At 77.6% G+C, this 18568-nt stretch carries 15 protein-coding genes; 6 read left to right on the top strand and 9 right to left on the bottom strand.

Going from position 1 to position 18568, the window contains the following annotated elements; translation table 11 throughout:
* The first annotated feature begins 60 nt into the window (after positions 1 to 60).
* Positions 61 to 978, top strand: a complete 918-nt coding sequence (locus tag EJA20_RS15085; RefSeq protein ID WP_164984006.1) for a Sir2 family NAD-dependent protein deacetylase — start codon at positions 61 to 63, stop codon at positions 976 to 978.
* A 38-nt stretch (positions 979 to 1016) separates the two neighbouring features.
* Here EJA20_RS15085 and EJA20_RS15080 read toward each other — a convergent pair whose 3' ends face one another.
* Entirely contained in the window at positions 1017 to 3701 is a 2685-nt protein-coding gene (locus EJA20_RS15080) for a SpoIIE family protein phosphatase (protein WP_129339322.1), read from the bottom strand.
* A 217-nt stretch (positions 3702 to 3918) separates the two neighbouring features.
* A complete protein-coding gene (locus tag EJA20_RS15075; RefSeq protein ID WP_129339321.1) occupies positions 3919 to 4428 on the bottom strand; it encodes an ATP-binding protein in 510 nt (169 codons plus the stop codon).
* A 118-nt stretch (positions 4429 to 4546) separates the two neighbouring features.
* Between EJA20_RS15075 and EJA20_RS15070 the strand changes: the two genes are divergently transcribed.
* Positions 4547 to 5665, top strand: a complete 1119-nt coding sequence (locus EJA20_RS15070; RefSeq protein WP_129339320.1) for an NADH:flavin oxidoreductase/NADH oxidase — start codon at positions 4547 to 4549, stop codon at positions 5663 to 5665.
* Positions 5666 to 5862: 197 nt separating this feature from the next.
* On the opposite strand, the gene uxuA is transcribed toward EJA20_RS15070, so the two are convergent.
* The 4 genes from uxuA to manD all read right to left on the bottom strand — a co-directional run bounded on the left by uxuA (position 5863) and on the right by manD (position 10994).
* Positions 5863 to 7038, bottom strand: a complete 1176-nt coding sequence (gene uxuA / locus EJA20_RS15065; RefSeq protein ID WP_129339319.1) for a mannonate dehydratase — start codon at positions 7036 to 7038, stop codon at positions 5863 to 5865.
* Between the two features lie 117 nt (positions 7039 to 7155).
* Positions 7156 to 8199: an L-idonate 5-dehydrogenase gene (locus EJA20_RS15060; RefSeq protein WP_129339318.1), complete on the bottom strand. Its 1044-nt coding sequence runs from the start codon at positions 8197 to 8199 to the stop codon at positions 7156 to 7158.
* Positions 8196 to 9605 carry an MFS transporter gene (locus EJA20_RS15055; RefSeq protein WP_129339317.1) on the bottom strand — a complete coding sequence of 470 codons (1410 nt, stop codon included), beginning with the start codon at positions 9603 to 9605 and terminating at the stop codon, positions 8196 to 8198. The genes EJA20_RS15060 and EJA20_RS15055 overlap by 4 nt, the downstream gene beginning before the upstream one ends.
* Positions 9606 to 9782: 177 nt before the next feature.
* A complete protein-coding gene (gene manD, locus EJA20_RS15050; protein WP_129339316.1) occupies positions 9783 to 10994 on the bottom strand; it encodes a D-mannonate dehydratase ManD in 1212 nt (403 codons plus the stop codon).
* A gap of 205 nt (positions 10995 to 11199) precedes the next feature.
* Between manD and EJA20_RS15045 the strand changes: the two genes are divergently transcribed.
* The 3 genes from EJA20_RS15045 to EJA20_RS15035 all read left to right on the top strand — a co-directional run bounded on the left by EJA20_RS15045 (position 11200) and on the right by EJA20_RS15035 (position 14027).
* Positions 11200 to 12063, top strand: coding sequence for an IclR family transcriptional regulator (locus EJA20_RS15045; protein ID WP_129339315.1), 864 nt, complete (start codon positions 11200 to 11202; stop codon positions 12061 to 12063).
* Positions 12064 to 12180: 117 nt separating this feature from the next.
* On the top strand, positions 12181 to 12813 hold the full coding sequence (eda, locus tag EJA20_RS15040) for a bifunctional 4-hydroxy-2-oxoglutarate aldolase/2-dehydro-3-deoxy-phosphogluconate aldolase (RefSeq protein ID WP_129339314.1): 633 nt from the start codon (positions 12181 to 12183) through the stop codon (positions 12811 to 12813).
* A gap of 101 nt (positions 12814 to 12914) precedes the next feature.
* Positions 12915 to 14027 (top strand): sugar kinase, encoded by a 1113-nt coding sequence (locus tag EJA20_RS15035; RefSeq protein ID WP_129339313.1) that lies wholly within the window; start codon positions 12915 to 12917, stop codon positions 14025 to 14027.
* 77 nt (positions 14028 to 14104) lie between these two features.
* Here EJA20_RS15035 and EJA20_RS15030 read toward each other — a convergent pair whose 3' ends face one another.
* On the bottom strand, positions 14105 to 14557 hold the full coding sequence (locus tag EJA20_RS15030; protein ID WP_129339312.1) for a nucleoside deaminase: 453 nt from the start codon (positions 14555 to 14557) through the stop codon (positions 14105 to 14107).
* A gap of 280 nt (positions 14558 to 14837) precedes the next feature.
* Here EJA20_RS15030 and upp point away from each other — a divergent pair, with 280 nt between their 5' ends.
* Positions 14838 to 15473, top strand: a complete 636-nt coding sequence (gene upp / locus EJA20_RS15020; protein ID WP_129339311.1) for a uracil phosphoribosyltransferase — start codon at positions 14838 to 14840, stop codon at positions 15471 to 15473.
* Between the two features lie 83 nt (positions 15474 to 15556).
* On the opposite strand, the gene EJA20_RS15015 is transcribed toward upp, so the two are convergent.
* Positions 15557 to 18367 (bottom strand): DUF11 domain-containing protein, encoded by a 2811-nt coding sequence (locus EJA20_RS15015; RefSeq protein WP_129339310.1) that lies wholly within the window; start codon positions 18365 to 18367, stop codon positions 15557 to 15559.
* On the bottom strand, positions 18364 to 18568 hold a 205-nt coding region (locus EJA20_RS19160), incomplete at its 5' end, for a hypothetical protein (RefSeq protein WP_205687529.1). The genes EJA20_RS15015 and EJA20_RS19160, both read right to left, overlap by 4 nt.

The following is an 18568-nucleotide window of genomic DNA, read 5'->3' as shown; positions in this document are numbered from 1 at the left end:
GCCGCGGCCGCACCCGGCCCGGCGCCGGCCCGCCCGCCGGCGGGGGCGTCGGCCGCGCCGCTGCGGACGCGGGCCGGCGCGCACGTCCCCGACGTCCCCTCCCCCGTGGCGGGCACCTTCGACGACCTCGTCGACGTCCTGCGGGGCCTGCGCCTGGCGGTCCTCACGGGGGCCGGCGTGTCGACGGACTCGGGCATCCCCGACTACCGCGGCCCCGGCTCGCCGCCCCGCAACCCCATGACGTTCCAGCAGTTCGTCGGCGACCCGGCCTTCCGGCGGCACTACTGGGCCCGCAACCACGTCGGCTGGCGGCACGTGCACCGCACCCGCCCCAACGCCGGCCACCGCGCGCTGGCCCGGCTCGAGGAGCGCGGCGTCGTCACGGGCCTGGTCACGCAGAACGTCGACACCCTCCACGAGGCCGCCGGCTCGCGCCGCGTGGTCGACCTGCACGGCCGCTACGACCGCGTGCTGTGCCTGCGCTGCGGCGCCCGGTACACCCGGGACGTGGTCGCCGAGCGGCTCGAGGCGCTCAACCCCGGCTTCGCCGACACGGTGGGCGCCGTCGACGACCCGGAGATCGCGCCGGACGCCGACGCCGTCGTCGAGCGGACCGAGGGCTTCCGGGTGCAGGACTGCTGGGCGCCGGACCCCGACGGCGGCCCCGGCCCGTGCTGCGGCCTGCTCAAGCCCGACATCGTCTACTTCGGCGAGACCGTGCCCCGCGACCGGGTCGACGAGGCCTACGCGCTCGTCGACGCGGCGGACGGGCTCCTCGTCGCCGGCTCGTCCCTGGCGGTGCAGTCCGGCCTGCGGTTCGTCCGGCACGCCGTGGCGCAGGGCCGGCCCGTGGCCGTCGTCAACCGGGGGGCCACGCGCGGGGACCGCCTCGCCACGGTCACGCTGCACTCCGGCACGTCGGAGACGCTCACCGCGCTCGCGGCGGTCCTCCCCGCGCCCGCGACCACGCCCGCCTGACGGCGCCGGGTCCCGGCCCGGACCCGACGGGCCCGTCCCTACGGCAGGGGCACCGGCGGCGTCCGGGGGACCACCTGGGGGCCCGCCTCGGGGGGCCGGGGCACGTCCTCGCGGTGCAGCCGGACCGCGACGAGCGCGACGTCGTCCTCGGGGCGCTCGGGGACCATCCGGTGCAGCACGCCGTCGACGAGGGCCTCGAGCGTCACGGGGTGCTCGCCGTCGCCCGCCGCCACCTCCGTGACGGCGGCACGCAGCCGGGCCATGCCCTGCCGCAGGCTGTCCCCGCGCCGCTCGACGAGGCCGTCCGTGTAGAGCAGCACGGTCGAGCCGCCCTCGACGGTGATGACGGCGTCCGTCCGCTCCGTGGAGGGGTCGATGCCGAGCAGCAGCGTCGGGCGGTTGCCGGGCAGGTCCGCCACGGTGCCGTCGGGGTGGAGCACCATCGGGGGCAGGTGGCCGGCGTTCGACCAGCGCAGCCGGGTCACGTGCCGCTCCCGCTCGTCGGCGGTCTGCTCCAGGCGGGCGACGACGGCCGTCGCCAGCGTGCCGACGGACAGCCCCCGCATGGCCGCGTCCAGACCGGTGAGCACCGCGGCCGGGCCCTGCCCCGTGGCGTACGCGATCCCCCGCAGGAGCGTCCGGACCTGGCTCATCGCGGCGGCGGCGTCCGAGTCGTGGCCCATGACGTCGCCGATGACGAGCACGGTGGCGCCGTCGGGCTGCAGGAACGCGTCGTACCAGTCCCCGCCGACCTGCGCCGCCTCGGCCGCCGGGGTGTAGCGGACGACGACCTCGACGTGGTCGGGCTCGACGGGCGCCGACAGCAGGCTGCGCTGGAGGCTCTCGGCGATGCGGTGCTGCCCCTCGTACAGGCGGGCGTTGTCGATGGCGAGCCCGGCCCGGTCCGCGACCTCGGTGACGGTGAGGAAGTCGTCGTCGGCGAGCTCCCCCTCCTCCTCGCCGCGGAACAGGGAGACGAGCCCGACGACGCGCCCGCGGGCCTGCAGCGGGAGGAAGTACGCCGCCGCGGGCGCGAGCCCCTCGAGCAGGTCCCGCGCCTCGCCCTCCAGGAGCCCGGCGATGCGCGCCGTCGTGTCCCGGACGACCGCGACGGGGACCTTGTCCTGCAGGCTGCGGTGGAGGAACGAGCCCGGGTCGAGCGCCGACAGCCGCAGCCGCCGGTAGCGTTGCACGAGCTCCCGACGGTCGGGGTCGGCGTGCCAGGAGCCGATGTCGCGCAGGGCGCCGTGCTCGTCGACGAGCGTGACGATGCACCACTCCCCGAGCGCGGGCACGAGGTGCTGCCCCAGCCGCGCGACGGCCTCGTCGGTGTCGAGCGTGCCGGTGAGGTCCGCGCTCACGGTCGCCAGGAGGCTGAGCCGCTGCGCCGCCCGCTCCGCCCGCCGGGCCGCGAGCTCCGCGGCGCGCTGCGCGTCCAGGGCGTCGGACTCGGCCCGCCGGCGCACGGTGATGGCCTGGAAGAACACGGACAGGCCCTCGTCGGACGGCCAGGCGCGGACCTCGTACCACTCGTCGAGGGGCGGCGGGTAGTAGGCCTCGAAGGTGCGCGGGGTGCCGGTGAGCGCCGCGCCGCGGTAGTTCACCTCGAAGTCCGACCCGACCGCGGCGGGGTACAGCTCCCAGAGGTCCTCGCCGAGGAGCTCCTCGCGGCCGCGCCCGAGCAGGCGCTCGGCCTCCGCGTTGACGTAGCTGAACCGCCACTGCGGGTCGAGCGAGAAGAAGGCCGCGGACATGGTCTCGAGCAGCCGCCGCACCCGGACGTCGGAGTCGCGCGTCGCGCTCGTGTCGTACGCCGCGCCGACGAGCCGCACCGCCCCTCCGCCCGCGCCGGGCAGCGCGCGCCCCCGCGCCTGGATCCAGCGCACCGCGCCGTCGGGCAGCAGGACGCGGTACTCCGCCTCGTAGGACGTGACCTGGTCGAGCGCGCCGGAGTAGGCCGTGCGCACCCGCTCGCGGTCCTCCGGGTGCAGCCGGGCCTCGAACGCCTCGATGGTGCCGTCGAAGGTCTCGCGCGTGAAGCCGAACAGCGCGAGGAGCTGGTCGTCGAAGGCGAGGTGGCCGGAGACGAGGTCCCAGTCGAAGCTGCCCACCCCGCCGGCGGCGGTCGCGAGCTGCCAGCGGACCTCCTGCGTCGCCATGCGGTCGCCCAGCGCGCCGAGCGCGGCCTCCGCCGCGGCCACCTCCGCGAGCGCCGTGAGGTCCCGCACGTCGCCCTCCGTCCAGGCGCGCGGGGCCGGGTCCGCCACGGCGAGCGCGCCGAGCACGGGCCCCCCCGGCCTCCGGACGGGCACCGCCAGCACGGCGACGGCCGCGACGGCCCCGCCGTCGGCCGTGCCGCCGACGGCCGGCACGACGAGCGCCCCGCCCCCCGCGACGACGTGCGCGCACGCCGCCGTCAGGGCGTGGGTGGCGGCCGCCGCGGCGGCACCCACCGGGTCGGCGACCGCGGCGCCCGCGGCGGAGGTGCCGACGGGCCTGGCCGTCGCGCCGCCGGACCCCGGGACCGACGTCGGCGCCGAGACCGCCCGCGCCCCGTCGAGCACGGCGCGGCCGGCCGCGGCACCGAGGAGGCGGGCGGCGAGGCGTCCCAGCGCGGCGGCGTGCGGCTCTCCGGCCGGCCCCTCGTGCCGTGCGTCCGGGCGTGCGTCCGGCTCCCGGGGGTCGCCGGCGGCGGGCGCATCGGTCCGCCCCGTCGGCGCCATGCCTCGGTCCCCGTCCGTCCTGGGCCGTGCGGCCGTCGTCGTCGACGTCGTCGACCCCCCGGCGTCCGCCGGTGCGGCCTGAGGATAGGTCACGGGACGGACACGGGACCGACGCGGCCCCCGCCCCTGGCCGCCACCGGCCAGCACGTCCGCCGGCCCGGTCGGCCCGGTCGGCCCGGTCGGCCCCGTCGCCCCCGGGAGCCCGGCCCCCGCGCCGTCAGGCGACGACGGCGGCCCACACGTGCTTCTCCTCGCCCGTCCGGTACCAGCCCGAGCCGCACGCGATCCCCTGGGCGAGGTGGAGGCCGAAGCCGCCCTCCCCGGGGGCGCGGGGCCCGGCGACGAGGGGCACGCGGCCCGGCGCCCCGTCGGAGACGTCCACCACGTGCTGCCCGCGCGCGGCGACGAGGCGCACGACGACGGGCGGGCGGCCGTGGCGCAGGGCGTTCGTCGCGAGCTCGGAGGCCAGCAGGACCAGGGCGGCCCCGCACGGCAGGGTCCCGGCCCCGTCGTCCTCGGCGGCCGTGCGGGCGCTGCGGGCCGGACCGGCCTCCGCCGAGCGCACCGCCGCGAGCAGCCCGTGGCGCAGCCGGACGAGCTCGTCCGTGGCCCGCAGCGTCCAGGCGGCCAGCGCCCGGCCGACCGGCGGGACGGCCTGGCGCAGCGGTGCGTCCGCCCGGCCCACGACCGGCGCCGGCACCGCGACCCCACGACCCTCGACCACCACGACCGACCACCTCCCCCGCGCACGCTAGGGGCGGGGGAGGCGCCCGGCGACCGGGGCGGCGCGGTCGCCGGCGCCCGGGCGCGGGAATCACCCGACCGGTGGACCGGTTCGCCCGGTCATGGCCCTGCTCTTCGAACCCCTCACCCTGCGCGGGACGACGTTCCGCAACCGCGTCTGGCTGCCCCCGATGTGCCAGTACTCCGCGACGGACGGCGTCCCGGGCGACTGGCACCTCGTCCACCTCGGCGCGCGGGCCGCGGGCGGCTTCGGGCACGTGGTGGCGGAGGCCACGGCGGTCGTCCCCGAGGGGCGCATCACGCCCCAGGACACGGGCCTGTGGTCGGACGCGCAGACGGAGGCGTGGGCGCGCGTCGTGCGGTTCGTGCAGGAGCGCGGCGCCCGCGCCGGCGTCCAGCTCGCCCACGCCGGTCGCAAGGCCTCGACGCACCGACCGTTCCACGAGGGCGACGGAACGATCGCGCCGCCGGACGGCGGCTGGACCACCCTCGGCCCGTCGGCGGAGGCGTTCCCCGGCCTGGCCGCCCCGGCGGGGATGACCGCCGACGAGGTGCGCGCCGTGCCCGCCGCCTTCGCCGCGGCCGCCCGCCGCGCCCTCGACGCCGGCTTCGACACCGTCGAGGTGCACGCCGCGCACGGGTACCTGCTGCACGCCTTCCTGTCGCCGCTGTCGAACCACCGCACCGACGCCTGGGGCGGCACGCCGGAGAACCGTGCGCGCCTCCTCGTCGAGACGGTGGACGCCGTGCGCGCCGTGTGGCCGGACGACCGTCCCCTCCTCGTCCGCGTCTCCGCGACGGACTGGGTCGAGGGCGGCCTGACGGTGGAGGAGGTGGCGTCGGTCGCCGCGGACCTCGCCGGGCACGGCGTCGACCTCGTGGACGTCTCGACGGGCGGCAACGTCCCCGCGCGCATCCCCGTCGGGCCGGGCTACCAGGTCGAGGCCGCCCGCGTGGTGCGCGAGGTCTCCGGGCTGCCGACCTCGGCGGTGGGCCTGCTCACCGAGCCGGTGCAGGCGGAGAAGGTCCTCGCCGCGGGGGCCGCGGACGCCGTCATGGTCGGCCGTGCCGCGCTGCCCGACCCGTCCTGGGCCCTGCGGGCGGCACGCGAGCTCGGCGTCGACCTGGGCACGCTGCCGCACGCCGGCGACCGCGCCCGCGTCACGGACGCGACCCGCACGGGCTGGCCCGTCCAGTACGAGCGCGGCGCCTGGCGCTGACCCAGGAGCGGCCGGGACCCGCACCTCGTCGGGACCCTCCACCCCGACGAGATGCCGGTTCCGGCCGCCCACCCCGCACGACGAGGGGCCGGGACCGGCACCTCGTCGGAGCCCCCCACCCCACGAGGTGCCGGTTCCGGCCGCCCACCCCGCACGACGAGGGGCGGGACCGGCACCTCGTCGGGGGCGCGCCGGGGTCAGGGGAGGAGGTGCTGGACCGCGAGCTCCAGGCCGCGGAGCTCGGCGAGGCCCTTGAGGCGGCCGATGAGCGAGTAGCCGGGGTTCGTCGTGCGGCGCTGGTCGTCCAGGAGCCGGTGCCCGTGGTCGGGGCGCATCGGCAGACGGGGACCGCCCTCGGCGGCCCGACGGCGCTCCTCCGCGACGAGCGCCGAGACGACCGCGACCATGTCGGAGCCGCCCCCCACGTGGACGGCCTCGTGGAAGCTGCGCCCGTCGGCCTCGATCGTCACGTCCCGCAGGTGCGCGAACCAGATGCGGCGGGCGAAGCGGCGGGCCATGGCCGGCACGTCGTTGTCGGGGCGCGAGCCGTAGGAGCCGACGCACAGGGTGAGGCCGTTGGCCGGCAACGGCACGGCGTCGAGCAGCCAGGCGGCGTCGTCGACGGTCGAGACCACCCGCGGCAGGCCGAACAGCGGCCGCGGCGGGTCGTCGGGGTGCACGGCCAGCCGGACCCCGACCGTCTGCGCCACCGGCACGACGGCCTCGAGGAACGTGCGCAGGTGGCCCCGCAGCTCGTCCGGCCCGATGCCGTCGTAGGCCCCGAGCGCCGCGCGGAACCCGTCGAGGTCCCAGTGCTCCTCCGAGCCGGGCAGGCCGGCGAGGACCGTGCGCTCCAGGCGACGGACGCCCTCGGCGTCGAGCCCGTCGAGGTGCGCGCGCGCCCGGGCCACCTCCTCCGGCGTGCGCTCCGCCTCGGCACCGGGCCGCCGGAGCACGAACAGGTCGAACGCTGCGTAGGCGTCCTCGTCGAAGCGCAGCGCCCAGCCGCCGTCGGGCATCCGGTGCGCCAGGTCCGTGCGCGTCCAGTCGAGCACGGGCATGAAGTTCCAGCAGACGACGTCGAGGCCGCACTCGGCGAGGTTGCGGACCGTCTGCGCCCAGGCGGCCGTCGCCTCGGCCGCCCGCGGACCGCCCTGCTTGACGTCCTCGTGGACGGGGATCGACTCCACGACGCTCCACGTCAGCCCGGCCGCCTCGACCTCGCGCCGACGGGCCGCGATCGCCTCCACGGGCCAGACCTCGCCGTTGGGGATCTCGTGCAGCGCGGTGACGACGCCCGTGGCGCCCGTCTGCCGCACGTCGGCCAGGGTGATCGGGTCGGCCGGCCCGAACCAGCGCCAGGTGTGCTCCACCGTCGTCCTCCGCGTCCTCCGTGCGGCCGGTCCGCGGGGTCGCGGCCCGTACCGCCCCGATCCTGCCCCCCGGGCCGGCCGCCGGGGCGGCGTCGCGCCGCCGGACCGGGCCGCCCGTCAGCCGAGGCGGAGCATCACCTTGCTGCTGCCCGACGCGCGGTCGCCCGCCACGCGCAGCGCCTCGGGCGCCTGGTCGAGGTCGAACGTGTGGGTGAGCATCGGCTCCACGTCCAGGCCGCCGGCGAGGGCCGCGACGGCGTCGTCGACCTCCTCCGCGAACCGGAACGACCCCGCCCAGACGAGCTCGCGCGTGACGAGGTCGCCGAGGACGGCGGGCACCGCGGACCCGGGGAGGTTGCCCACCTGCACCACCGTGCCGCCCCGGGCGGCGGCGTGCAGCACGCCCCCGAGCGCCGCCGGGGCGCCGGAGGCCTCGAGGACCACCTCGACGTCCTCGGGCAGGGCCTGCCCGGCGGACAGGTCGACGACCCGGTCGGCGCCGAGCTTCGCGGCGACCTCGAGCGAGGCCGCCGACACGTCCGCGGCCACGACCTCCCCCGCGCCGGCGAGCCGCGCGGCGGCCACGACCAGGCACCCGATGGGGCCGCACCCGTTGACGAGCACCGTCCGCCCGGTGAGCTCGCCGGCCACCGCCCGGGCCCGTCCGACGGCGTGCAGCGCGACGGCGAGCGGCTCGGCGACGGCCCCGGCCCGCGTGCCGACGCCCTCGGGCAGGGCCCGCAGCTGCTCGACGCGGACGGCCCGCAGCTCGCTGAACCCGCCGTCGGTGTGGGGGTCCTGCCCGGCGGAGCCGAAGTAGCGGACGGGGAGCAGGTTCGTCCGCCCCGCGAGCCGGGCCGGCAGCGTGGCCCCCGGCAGCGGCACCGCCGGCTGGAACGTCACGGGCGTGCCCGGGGCGGCGGCACCGACGGGCTCGACCCCCGGCCCGGTGGCGACGACCCGCCCCGCGACCTCGTGGCCCAGCACCAGCGGGTGCTTCAGCACGGCCGTCCCCGACGACCCGTGCCGCGCGTAGGACAGGTCCGACCCGCAGATCCCGCCCCACTCCATCGCGACGAGGACCTCGCCCGCCCCGGCGACGGGGTCGGGCCTGTCCTCGACCCGGACGTCGCCGGCGCCGTGGACGACGACCGCCCTCACGCCGCGTCCTCGAGCCGGACGAGGTCGCGGCCGCGCGTCTCCGGCGCCAGCAGCGCGGTGACGAACGTGATGACGCAGTAGCCGACGAGCATCGCGGCGATGGGCCACCAGGAGCCCGTCGCGGCGGTGAGCGCGGCGGCGATGACGGGGCCGGCCGCGGTCGTGATGATTCCGCCGATCTCCTTCGCCAGGCCGAGCTGCGTGAAGCGGTTGCGGGCGCCGAACAGCTCGGCCATGGTCACGGACTCCAGCGAGAAGAGGCCGAGCACCGCGAGGTTGTGCAGCAGGATCATGGCGATCGTCAGGGCCACGGTGTCGCCGCCCTGGACCAGATTCATGAGCGGGAACGCCAGGACCGCGGACAGCGCCGTGAGCAGCATGTAGACGGGGCGGCGGCCGAAGCGGTCGCCCGCCAGCCCGACGAGCGGCACCGTGGCGAAGCCCACGACGGAGCTGATGAGCAGGGCGTTCGTCGGGATGCTGCGGTCCAGCAGCAGCGTGGCCGTGAGGTACCCGACGAGGAACGTCTGGATGAGGCCGGAGTTGCCGGCCTGGCCCAGGCGCAGGCCGAGCGCGAGGAAGAAGGCGCGGCCCTTGCGCTGGTGCAGCGCGGCCTCGAGCGTGCTCTCGCCCGCCGCCGCGGCGTCCGCCTTCGCCTGCTCCGCGAGCTTCTCCCGCGACAGCGCGACGCCGTCGGCGTCGAGGTCCGCGCGGCCCTCGAAGACCGGGCTCTCCTTGAGGTTCCGGCGGATCCAGATCGCGAAGACCATGAGCACGAAGCTGAGGAGGAACGGCAGGCGCCAGCCCCACGACTGCAGCTGCTCCTCGGACAGGACGGCCAGCAGGACCGCCCAGATGCCGGTGGCCGCCAGGGTGCCGGAGTTCGTGCCGAGGCTGACGAGCGAGGCGATGACGCCGCGCCGCTTCCGGGGCGCGTACTCGGCGAGCATCGTCGTGGCGCCCGCGATCTCGGCGCCGGCGCCGAAGCCCTGGACGAGCCGCAGGGCGACGAGGAGGGCAGGGGCCAGGAGGCCGACCTGGGCGTACGTGGGCAGGACGCCGATGAGCGTCGTCGAGGCGCCCATGAGCGCGATGGTGAGGAACAGGACCTTCTTGCGGCCGATCCGGTCGCCCATGCGGCCGAAGTAGACGGCGCCGGCGAGGCGGGCGACGTAGCCCACGCCGTAGGTGCCCATCGCGGCGATGAGGCCGACCGCGGGGTTGAGCTCGGGGAAGAAGATCTCGTTGAAGACGATGCCGGCCGCCAGCGAGTAGAGCTGGAAGTCCATGAACTCCATGGCGGTGCCGAGCCAGCCGGAGACCGCGGCCTTCTTGAGGTCGCTCGTGCTGCGCTCGACCGCGGTGGACGGGGCCACCGGGGGCGTGCTGTGGTCGTGCGTCGTCATCGTTCGCTCCTTCGCGTCCCGCGGGGCGGGGGTCCGACGAGGGCCCGGGCGGTGCCGCGGGCGGTGGGGGTGAGGTCCTGCGCGTGCGGGTCCTGCGGGGTGCGGCGCGTCGTCGCGTCGGGAGGGTCCGGCGGGGCGACGAGGGGCGGGGCCGGGGGCGGCCGGGCCGCCCCCGGGTCACCAGTCGTGCACGGAGCCGTCGAGGCGGCGGGCGACGGGCAGGTAGCGCGGCTCGTAGGGGTAGCGCGCGGCGAGCGTCTCGTCGTACTCCACGCCCAGCCCGGGTGCCTCCCCGACGAGGAGGTGGCCGTCCTCGAGGCGCACCTCGCTGCGGAAGACCGCGTCCGTGACCTCGGCGTGGGCCATGTACTCCTGGATGCCGAAGTTCGGCACGGCCGTGTCGAGGTGGACGGCGGCCGCGAGCGTCACGGGCGAGAGGTCCGTCGCCCCGTGGGACCCGGTGCGCACCTGGTACAGCGCGGCGAGGTCGAAGATGCGCCGCAGGTGGGTGATGCCGCCGGCGTGGACCACCGTGGTGCGCACGTAGTCGACGAGCTGCTCCGTGATGAGGTGCTGCACGTCCCAGATGGAGGACAGCGCCTCGCCGACGGCGATGGGCGTCGTGGTGTGCTGCCGGATGAGGCGGAAGGCCTCCTGGTTCTCGGCCGGCGTCGGGTCCTCCATCCAGAAGAGCCGTACGTCCTCGACCTCCTTGCCGAACCGCGCGGCCTCGAGCGGCGTGAGGCGGTGGTGCACGTCGTGCAGGAGGTGGAAGTCGAAGCCGAGCCGCTCGCGCACGGCCCGCAGGTAGCGCGGGGCGTGGTCGAGGTAGGCCTCCGTCGACCAGGGCTGCTCCTCCGGCCGGCTCGAGGACGCCGGCTCGTAGATGCCGTTCCCCTTCCGGATGCCGTAGGTGCCGCCGACGTCCGGGACGGCCGCCTGCGCCCGCACCGCCCGGTAGCCCAGGTCGCGGAAGCGCTGGACGTCGTCGATCAGCGCCTCCGTGTCCGTGCCGGAGGCGTGGGCGTAGACCATGACGCCCTCGCGCGACCGGCCGCCGAGCAGCTGGTACACCGGCAGTCCGGCGACCTTGCCCTTGATGTCCCACAGCGCCGTGTCGACCGCGCTGATCGCGGTCATCGTCACCGGGCCCCGGCGCCAGTACGCGCCGCGGTACAGGTACTGCCACATGTCCTCGATGCGCGCCGGGTCGCGACCGACCAGCAGCGGCACGAGGTGGTCGCGCAGGTAGGACGCCACCGCGAGCTCGCGGCCGTTGAGGGTGGCGTCGCCCAGACCGGTCACGCCGTCGGACGTCGTGATCCGCAGCGTGACGAAGTTGCGACCGGGGGAGGCGACGAAGACCTCGGCGCGCTCGATCGTGCTCATGGGCCTGCTCCTTCGGAGGACCGGGGGTGCCGACCGCGGGATCGCCGGGAGCGCGCGGGGTGGCGGACTGTGGTGCAGCGCTTGTATACAAGCGCGCGGACGCGTCCTCGTCAAGGCCCGGCCCTCCACGGGCCCGGCTCCCGGACCGCGCGGGTGCGACCGGAGGACGGCCCGGGGTGGCCACTCCGCTCCTACGATGGCGCGCATGACGACCGGGACCACGGCGGGGCCGGGCGCCGACGCGGCGTCCGCGTCGGCGCCCTCGGCCTCGGCGGCCCCGGCGGCCCCGGTGGCCGCTGCGCCGTCGGCCTCCCCGGTGGAGGCGGTCGACCGGGCGCTGCTCGTCCTGCAGGCGCTCGCGCCGGCCGGCCCCCGTGGCCTCACGCTCGCGGAGCTCGCGGGGGCCCTCGGCCTGAACAAGACGACCGTGCACCGCGTCCTCGCCGCCCTGCGCCACCGCGGGTTCGTGCAGCAGGACCCGGGCGGCGCGTACGTCCTCGGCGCCGCCGCGACGCGGCTGGCCGACGACTTCCTCGGCGAGGAGAACCTGCCCGTCCTGCTGCACCCCGCGCTCGTCGCGCTGAGCGGGGCCGCCGACGAGCTCGTCCACCTCGGGGTGCTGTCGGGCAGCCACGTCGTCTACCTCGACAAGGTCGAGCCCGAGCGCTCCGTGCGCGTGTGGTCGGCGGTCGGCCGGCGCAGCCCCGCCGTGACGACCGCGCTCGGCCGGGCCCTGCTCGCCTACCGCGGCACGGACCGGCGCGCCCTCGCGGGGTACGCCGCGGCGGTGCGCGGGGAGCACCCGGTCGACGAGGAGCGGGCCTGGGAGGCGCTCGAGCTCGCCCGTGCGCACGGGGTGGCCCGCGAGGTCGAGGAGAACGAGCGGGGCATCTCGTGCGTGGCGGTGCCGCTGCTGCGCTCGGGCACGGCGGTCGCCGCGGTGAGCGTCACCGCGCCCGCGGAGCGGATGACGGACGCGCGCGTCGCCGGCCTGCGCCGGACCATGGCGGAGGTCCTGCCCCCGCTCCTGCCGGCCGGTCTCGGCCTGCCGCCGCACCTCGACGCCTGACCCCGCCCGACCCCGCCCGCGCCGCTCCCGCGACGCACGGGGTTCCCCCTCCCCGCCCGCTGTGCCATCCTGGTTCCGCACAACGAACCGTGCATTTCGCTACGCGGAACGGACATCATGAGCGACCTCCTCTCCTCCCTCGCCGCGGCACGCCTCGTGCCCGTCGTCGTCCTCGACGACGCGGCGGACGCCGCCCCCCTCGCCCAGGCCCTCGTCGACGGCGGGCTGCCGGTCGCGGAGGTGACGTTCCGGACTGCCGCGGCGCCGGACGCCATCCGCGCGATGGCCGACCGCGGCGACATGCTCGTCGGCGCCGGCACCGTCCTCACGCCGGCGCAGGTCGACCAGGCCGTGGCCGCCGGCGCCTCCTACGTCGTGTCCCCCGGCACCAGCCGCGCGGTCGTCGAGCGCTGCGCGGAGCACGGCGTCCTCGCGCTGCCCGGCGCGGTCACGGCCACGGAGATCCAGGCGGCCCTCGAGCTCGGCCTGACCACCGTGAAGTTCTTCCCGGCCGGCACCTCGGGCGGCGCCCCCGCGATCGCGGCCCTGGCCGCGCCCTTCGGTGGCGTGCGCTTCGTGCCGACCGGCGGCATCGGGCCGAAGAACCTGCACGACTACCTCGGGCTGGCGTGCGTCTCCGCCGTCGGCGGCTCGTGGATGGTGCCGAAGGACCGCGTCGCCGCCGGGGACTTCGCCGGCATCCGCGACCTCACCGCCGAGGCCGTCGCCCTCGCCGCCCGCCCGGCCTGACGTCCCGGGCCACCCGGCTGACGCCCCTCGTCGCCCACCCGCACCACCCCCTGCCCCGCCCGCGGCCGCTGCGGCCCGCGGACCCTGCCCCGGAGGATCCCATGAGCGCCGACACCGGCCTGACCATCCGCCCCGCCGACGAGTGCCGCTACGACGTCGTCTCCCTCGGCGAGGTCATGCTCCGCCTCGACCCCGGCGAGGGGCGCATCCGCACGGCCCGCTCGTTCCGCGCCTGGGAGGGCGGCGGCGAGTACAACGTGGCCCGCGGCCTGCGGCGCGCCTTCGGCCTGCGCGGCGCCATCGTCACCGCCCTCGCCGACAACGAGGTCGGGCGCCTCGTCGAGGACCTCATGCTCACCGGGGGGCTCGACACGCAGTTCGTGCGCTGGGTGCCCTACGACGGCATCGGCCGCGGCGTCCGCAACGGCCTGAACTTCACCGAGCGCGGCTTCGGCGTCCGCGGGGCCGTGGGCGTCTCCGACCGCGGCCACACCGCCGCCTCCCAGCTGGCGCCCGGCGACGTCGACTGGGACCACCTCTTCGGCGAGCTCGGCGTGCGCTGGTTCCACACGGGCGGGATCTTCGCCGCCCTGAGCGGGACGGCGGCCGAGACCGTCGTCGCCGCCGTGACCGCGGCCAAGCGCCACGGCACCGTCGTCTCGTACGACCTCAACTACCGCCCGAGCCTGTGGAAGGCCATCGGCGGCCAGGCGAAGGCGCAGGAGGTCAACCGCGAGATCGCCCGCCACATCGACGTCATGATCGGCAACGAGGAGGACTTCACCGCCTCGCTGGGGTTCGAGGTCGAGGGCGTCGACGAGTACCTGTCGGCGCTCGAGGTCGACCAGTTCGGCGCCATGATCGAGAAGGCCGTCGCGGACTACCCCAACTTCCAGGTGGTGGCGACGACGATGCGGACCGTCCACACCGCGACGGTGAACGACTGGGGCGCCATCGCCTGGTCGCGCCCGACGGGCCTGGTCCAGGCGACCCACCGCCCGCGCCTGGAGATCCTCGACCGCGTCGGCGGCGGCGACTCGTTCGCCTCCGGCCTCGTGTACGGCCTGCTCGACGGGCAGGGCCTGCAGACGGCGGTGGAGTACGGCGCCGCCCACGGCGCCCTGGCGATGACGACGCCCGGCGACACCACGATGGTGACGAAGGCGGAGGTCCTCAAGCTGGCCGGCGGCGGCAGCGCCCGCGTCGACCGCTGACCCGCCGCGCGACCCGGCCCCCGCCCCGTGCGGGCGGCCGGGTCGTCAGGCGTCCGGGTCGTCAGGCGTCCGGGTCGTCAGGGCGGCGACGTCGGCGCCGCCCGGTGCTCCGCGAAGAAGGCCCGCAGCACGGCCGCCGACTCCTCCTCCCGCACCCCGCCGACCACCTCGACGCGGTGGTGCAGGCGCCGGTCCCGCACGACGTCCCACTGCGACCCGCAGGCACCCGCCTTCGGGTCCCACGCCCCGAGCACGAGCCGGGGCACCCGCGCCGCCACCACCGCCCCGGCGCACATGAGGCAGGGCTCGAGGGTCACGACGAGCGTGCAGCGCTCCAGCCGCCACTCCCCCACCGCGCGCGCCGCCTCGCGCAGGGCGACCACCTCCGCGTGCGCCGTCGGGTCCCCGTCCGCCTCGCGCCGGTTCCGCCCGCGGCCGAGGACCTCGCCGCCGGGCCCGACGACGACCGCGCCGACGGGCACGTCCCCCGTCAGGAGCGCGGCGCGGGCCTCGACGAGCGCCTCCGCCATCGCCGCCGCGTCGGCCGCCGTGGCGAAGGGCGCGCGGCTCGCACGCCCGGTGGACGGCCCGGCGGCACGGCCGGGTGCGGGCCCGGACGCGTCGGGGGCGGCGTCGGGGTCGGCGACGGGGTCGGCGTCGGGCTCGGCGTCGCGCTCGGCGTCGGGGTGGGGGCGCACGCCCGCCAGCATGCCCGAGGACCGGCGCGCCCTGGACCCGCACGACCCCCGTCGCCCGGCGGGTACCGCCGCACGGGGTCCGGCGCGCCCGCGGGGACCTAGGCTGACGCCCATGCGCCTGCACGTCGCCGACCACCCCCTCGTCGCCCACAAGCTCACGGTCCTGCGGGACGCCGCGACGCCGTCGCCGATCTTCCGCCAGCTCGTCGACGAGCTCGTGACGCTCCTCGCGTACGAGGCGACCCGTGACGTGCGGACCCAGCCCGTGCGGATCACCACGCCCGTCGCCGAGACGACGGGCGTGAAGATCGCCGACCCGAGCCCCATCGTCGTGCCGATCCTGCGCGCGGGGCTCGGGATGCTCGACGGCATGACGCGGCTGCTGCCGACCGCGGAGGTCGGGTTTCTCGGCCTGCGCCGCGACGAGGAGACCCTCGAGGCGATCACCTACGCGAACCGGCTGCCCGACGACCTCTCCGGCCGCCAGTGCTTCCTCCTGGACCCCATGCTCGCCACGGGCGGCACGCTCGTCGCCAGCATCGAGTACGTGCTCGCCCGCGGCGCCCGGGACGTCACCGTCGTCTGCCTGCTGGCCGCGCCGGAGGGCCTCGCCACGGTCGAGGCCGCCGTCGGTGACCGCGCCGAGGTCTCGGTCGTCGTCGCGGCGGTCGACGAGCGTCTCGACGAGCGGGCGTACATCGTCCCGGGGCTCGGTGACGCCGGCGACCGCCTCTACGGGGTGCTCTGACCCGAGCGGGGCCCTGACCTCCTCTCCTGCCCGCAGGGGTGGGAGAGGAGGAACCGCGGCAGCCCCCCGACGAGGAGCGGCGGCTACTCGACGGGGCGGGCGGTCACCGCGACGACCCCGACGAGGAACTGGTCGCCCGTCGTGGCCGCCCCGAGCGTCTGCACCCCGCCGGAGAGGGACGGGACGTCGAAGGGCTTGACGTCCACACCGAGGGAGTTCGCGCCGGCCCAGCCGGTCGCGACGGAGTCGAAGGTGTTCACGGCGCCGTCGGCGAGAGGCGCCGCGGGCGCCGGCCCGCCCCGGGGCGCGAGCGCCGGACCGGCGTCGAGCGCGACGAGGTCACCCCCGGTCGGGGCGTCGCCCTCCCAGGCCACGACGTCGAACCGCGCGGAGGACCCGGCCGGGCCGGCGAGCGCGACGAGCGGCACGGCGGCGTCCCCGCCGACCCACGTCGCCCCGTCCGCCACGGTGACGGAGGTGCCGGCACCGGGCTCGGCGACGACGACCACGAGGGCCCAGCCGCCGTAGGAGGACGGCGTGGGGCCGTCGGCGCCGGCCGGGAGCGCGACGTCGCCGACGGCCCACGTGCCGCCGCCGGCCTCCCGCACGAGCCCGGTGACGTCCGCGAAGGACTGGTAGTACCGCCGGCCGGAGGCGTCCGAGGCCGTCCGGACGTCGCCGGTCCGCGCCTTCACGGTCGTCCAGCCGCCGCCGGGCGCGAGCACGCGGGCGCGGGCGCGGTCGCCCGACCAGCGGTCGTCGGGCCCCAGGGAGGCGGACCAGTAGAGGCCCGCGAAGGCGATCTCGCGCCCCTCGGGCAGGGCCACGACGGCCGACGAGGAGCTCGAGCCGAGCCCCTGCTCGTCGAGCGGCGTCATGGCGACGTCGTCGTTCGCCGCGCGGCGCCCCGAGGCGTCGGCGGGGACCACGGCCAGGCACGCCGCGTCGTCCGGGTCGCAGCCCAGGAGCGGCGCGCCGGCGGACACCGCGCCCCAGCCGCCGGCCGCGTGGAACCGCACCGCGAGGGCGTCCGTGCCGGCGGCCGTCGCGGAGGTCGCGCGCACCGGGGCGGCGCCCGTCGCGGTGAGGGTCGCGGTCACGGGACGGTCGGCCCGGTCGTCGTCGCCGTCGGTCACGCGCACGGGGACGAGGACGCCCTCGGACGCCCCGGCCGCGACGGTGCCGAGGTCGCAGACCACCTGGCGGCCGTCCGCCCCGGCCGTGCAGCCCGGCGTGCCGGCGGTCGAGCCGCCGTCGTGCGCGAGCCCGGCCGGCAGGTCCACGACGACCCGGACGACGCCGGCCGCGGAGCGACCCGCGACCGTGGCGGTGACGCCGACGCCGCCCCGGCCCCGGCCGTCGAGGAGCAGCCGGGGGGTGGCCGCGTCCGCGGAGAGCACGGGGACCGCGACGGGCAGCGCCGCGTCGACCCGCGGCGCGGGGTCGGCGTCGGCCGCCGTGACGGCGACCGACAGGGGCGACGCGAGGCCGGTCGTGCCGACGGGGACGGCCAGGCCCAGCGGCAGGACCGTCGAGCTGCCCGGCACGAGGGGACCGGTCCGGCAGACCAGGGTGCGGCCGGCGGTGCCACCGGCGCCGTCGTCACAGGTCCAGCCCGCGGGGACCGCGCCCCACGTCGTCTCCTCGGGACGCGTCACCTCGACGCGGACGTCGTCGGCGACGAGCCCGCCCGTGTTCGAGACGACGACCCCCACCTCCGTCGTCGTGCCCGCGGCCAGCTCCGCGCCGGGGACGGACAGCGCGAGGCGCGCGGGCGCCGTGACCGACAGCGGCACCCGGGAGGTCACCGGGCCGCCGGGGCTCGTCATGACCGAGAGCTCGCGCACCACCCCGTCGGGCTCGGCGGTTCCGACGAGGGCGAGCGTGAGGACGGAGCGCTCGTCGGGGGCCAGCTCGTCCCGGGAGCATGCGAGGAGGCCGGAGCCGTCCGCCTGCACGACGGGCTCGGCGCAGACCCAGCCGCCGGCGTCCGCGACGGACGCCTGCACCCCGGCGGGGACGCCCACCGACACCGTGGCGGGCGCGCCGGCGGTCGTGGGGAAGCCGCCGGCGTTCTCCAGCGTGAGGGCGACGAGACGCGAGCGCCCGGTGACGACCTCACCGGGGGTCGTCCCCGCCAGGACGACGCGTGCCGGCTCCGGGGCGATCTGCAGCGCGACGGCGGGGCTGCGCGTGGTCAGGCCCTGGCCGCGCACCGTCAGCCCGAGGACCCCGCTCGTCCGGACGCCCTCGGCCACCGACACCCGCAGGGACAGCACCGCCGTCGCGCCGGCACCGAGCCGGGGCAACGAGCAGCGCGAGGACCCGTCGTCGGGGTCCGTGCACGCCCACGCCGTGGCCGAGCCCGCCGCGAAGGAGCCCTGCACCGTGTCGAAGGCCGCCCCCGACACGTCGACGAGCTCGACCCCGGCGGGCAGCGCGAGGTCGACGACGACGTCGTTGGCCGCGGTGTCGCCGATGTTGCGGACGGTGAGGTTGAGGCTCTGGTCCGCGACGCCGGACAGGAGCTGCCACCCGGCCGGGGGCCGGTCGATGACGAGCTGCGGGCCGGCGACGACCACCTCGGCCGGCTGCTGGGCCGGCACCCCGAGGGTCGGGTCCGTCGTCGGGATCGCCGAGGGCGAGACGTCCGCGACCGGGGGGGCGGGCGGGGGCTCGCTGGCGACGACCTCCGGCGACCCGGACGGCTCCACGGTGCCGACCGGCGGCGCATCCGAGCTGGGGTTCCTGTCCGGCTCGCCCATGGCGCCCAGCACGCCGGCCACCGCGACCGCCCCCACGACGACCGTCATCGCTCCCGCGGCGACCGCGCCCAGCGGCACGGCCGCGGCCGTCACGACGCCCGCGGCGGCGACGGCACCCGCCGCGGTCACCCCGGCCGCACCGGCGCCGACCGCGGCAGCACCCGCCGCACCCGCAGCACCCGCAGCACCCGCAGCACCCGCAGCACCGGCGGCACCGGCGGCACCGGCGGCACCGGCGGCACCGGCAGCACCGGCAGCACCCGCCCCGGCGGCCCCCGCCCCGACGGCCGCACCCGTCCCCGCGGTCGCCGCCGCCCCGGCGCCTGCCGT

Origin of the sequence: Cellulomonas endophytica, from assembly GCF_004123805.1 — a bacterium.
Classification (GTDB): domain Bacteria; phylum Actinomycetota; class Actinomycetes; order Actinomycetales; family Cellulomonadaceae; genus Cellulomonas; species Cellulomonas endophytica.
The sequence above is the reverse complement of the archived record's forward strand: the minus strand, read 5'-3'. Positions and strand labels throughout refer to the sequence as shown.

Coding starts and splice junctions, on each gene's coding strand:
- manD (WP_129339316.1), bottom strand. CDS start 10,994: ATGAGCACGATCGAGCGCGCCGAGGTCTTCGTCGCCTCCCCCGGTCGC.
- EJA20_RS15055 (WP_129339317.1), bottom strand. CDS start 9,605: ATGACGACGCACGACCACAGCACGCCCCCGGTGGCCCCGTCCACCGCG.
- EJA20_RS15030 (WP_129339312.1), bottom strand. CDS start 14,557: ATGGCGGAGGCGCTCGTCGAGGCCCGCGCCGCGCTCCTGACGGGGGAC.
- EJA20_RS15080 (WP_129339322.1), bottom strand. CDS start 3,701: ATGGCGCCGACGGGGCGGACCGATGCGCCCGCCGCCGGCGACCCCCGG.
- EJA20_RS15070 (WP_129339320.1), top strand. CDS start 4,547: ATGGCCCTGCTCTTCGAACCCCTCACCCTGCGCGGGACGACGTTCCGC.
- upp (WP_129339311.1), top strand. CDS start 14,838: ATGCGCCTGCACGTCGCCGACCACCCCCTCGTCGCCCACAAGCTCACG.
- eda (WP_129339314.1), top strand. CDS start 12,181: ATGAGCGACCTCCTCTCCTCCCTCGCCGCGGCACGCCTCGTGCCCGTC.
- EJA20_RS15045 (WP_129339315.1), top strand. CDS start 11,200: ATGACGACCGGGACCACGGCGGGGCCGGGCGCCGACGCGGCGTCCGCG.
- EJA20_RS15035 (WP_129339313.1), top strand. CDS start 12,915: ATGAGCGCCGACACCGGCCTGACCATCCGCCCCGCCGACGAGTGCCGC.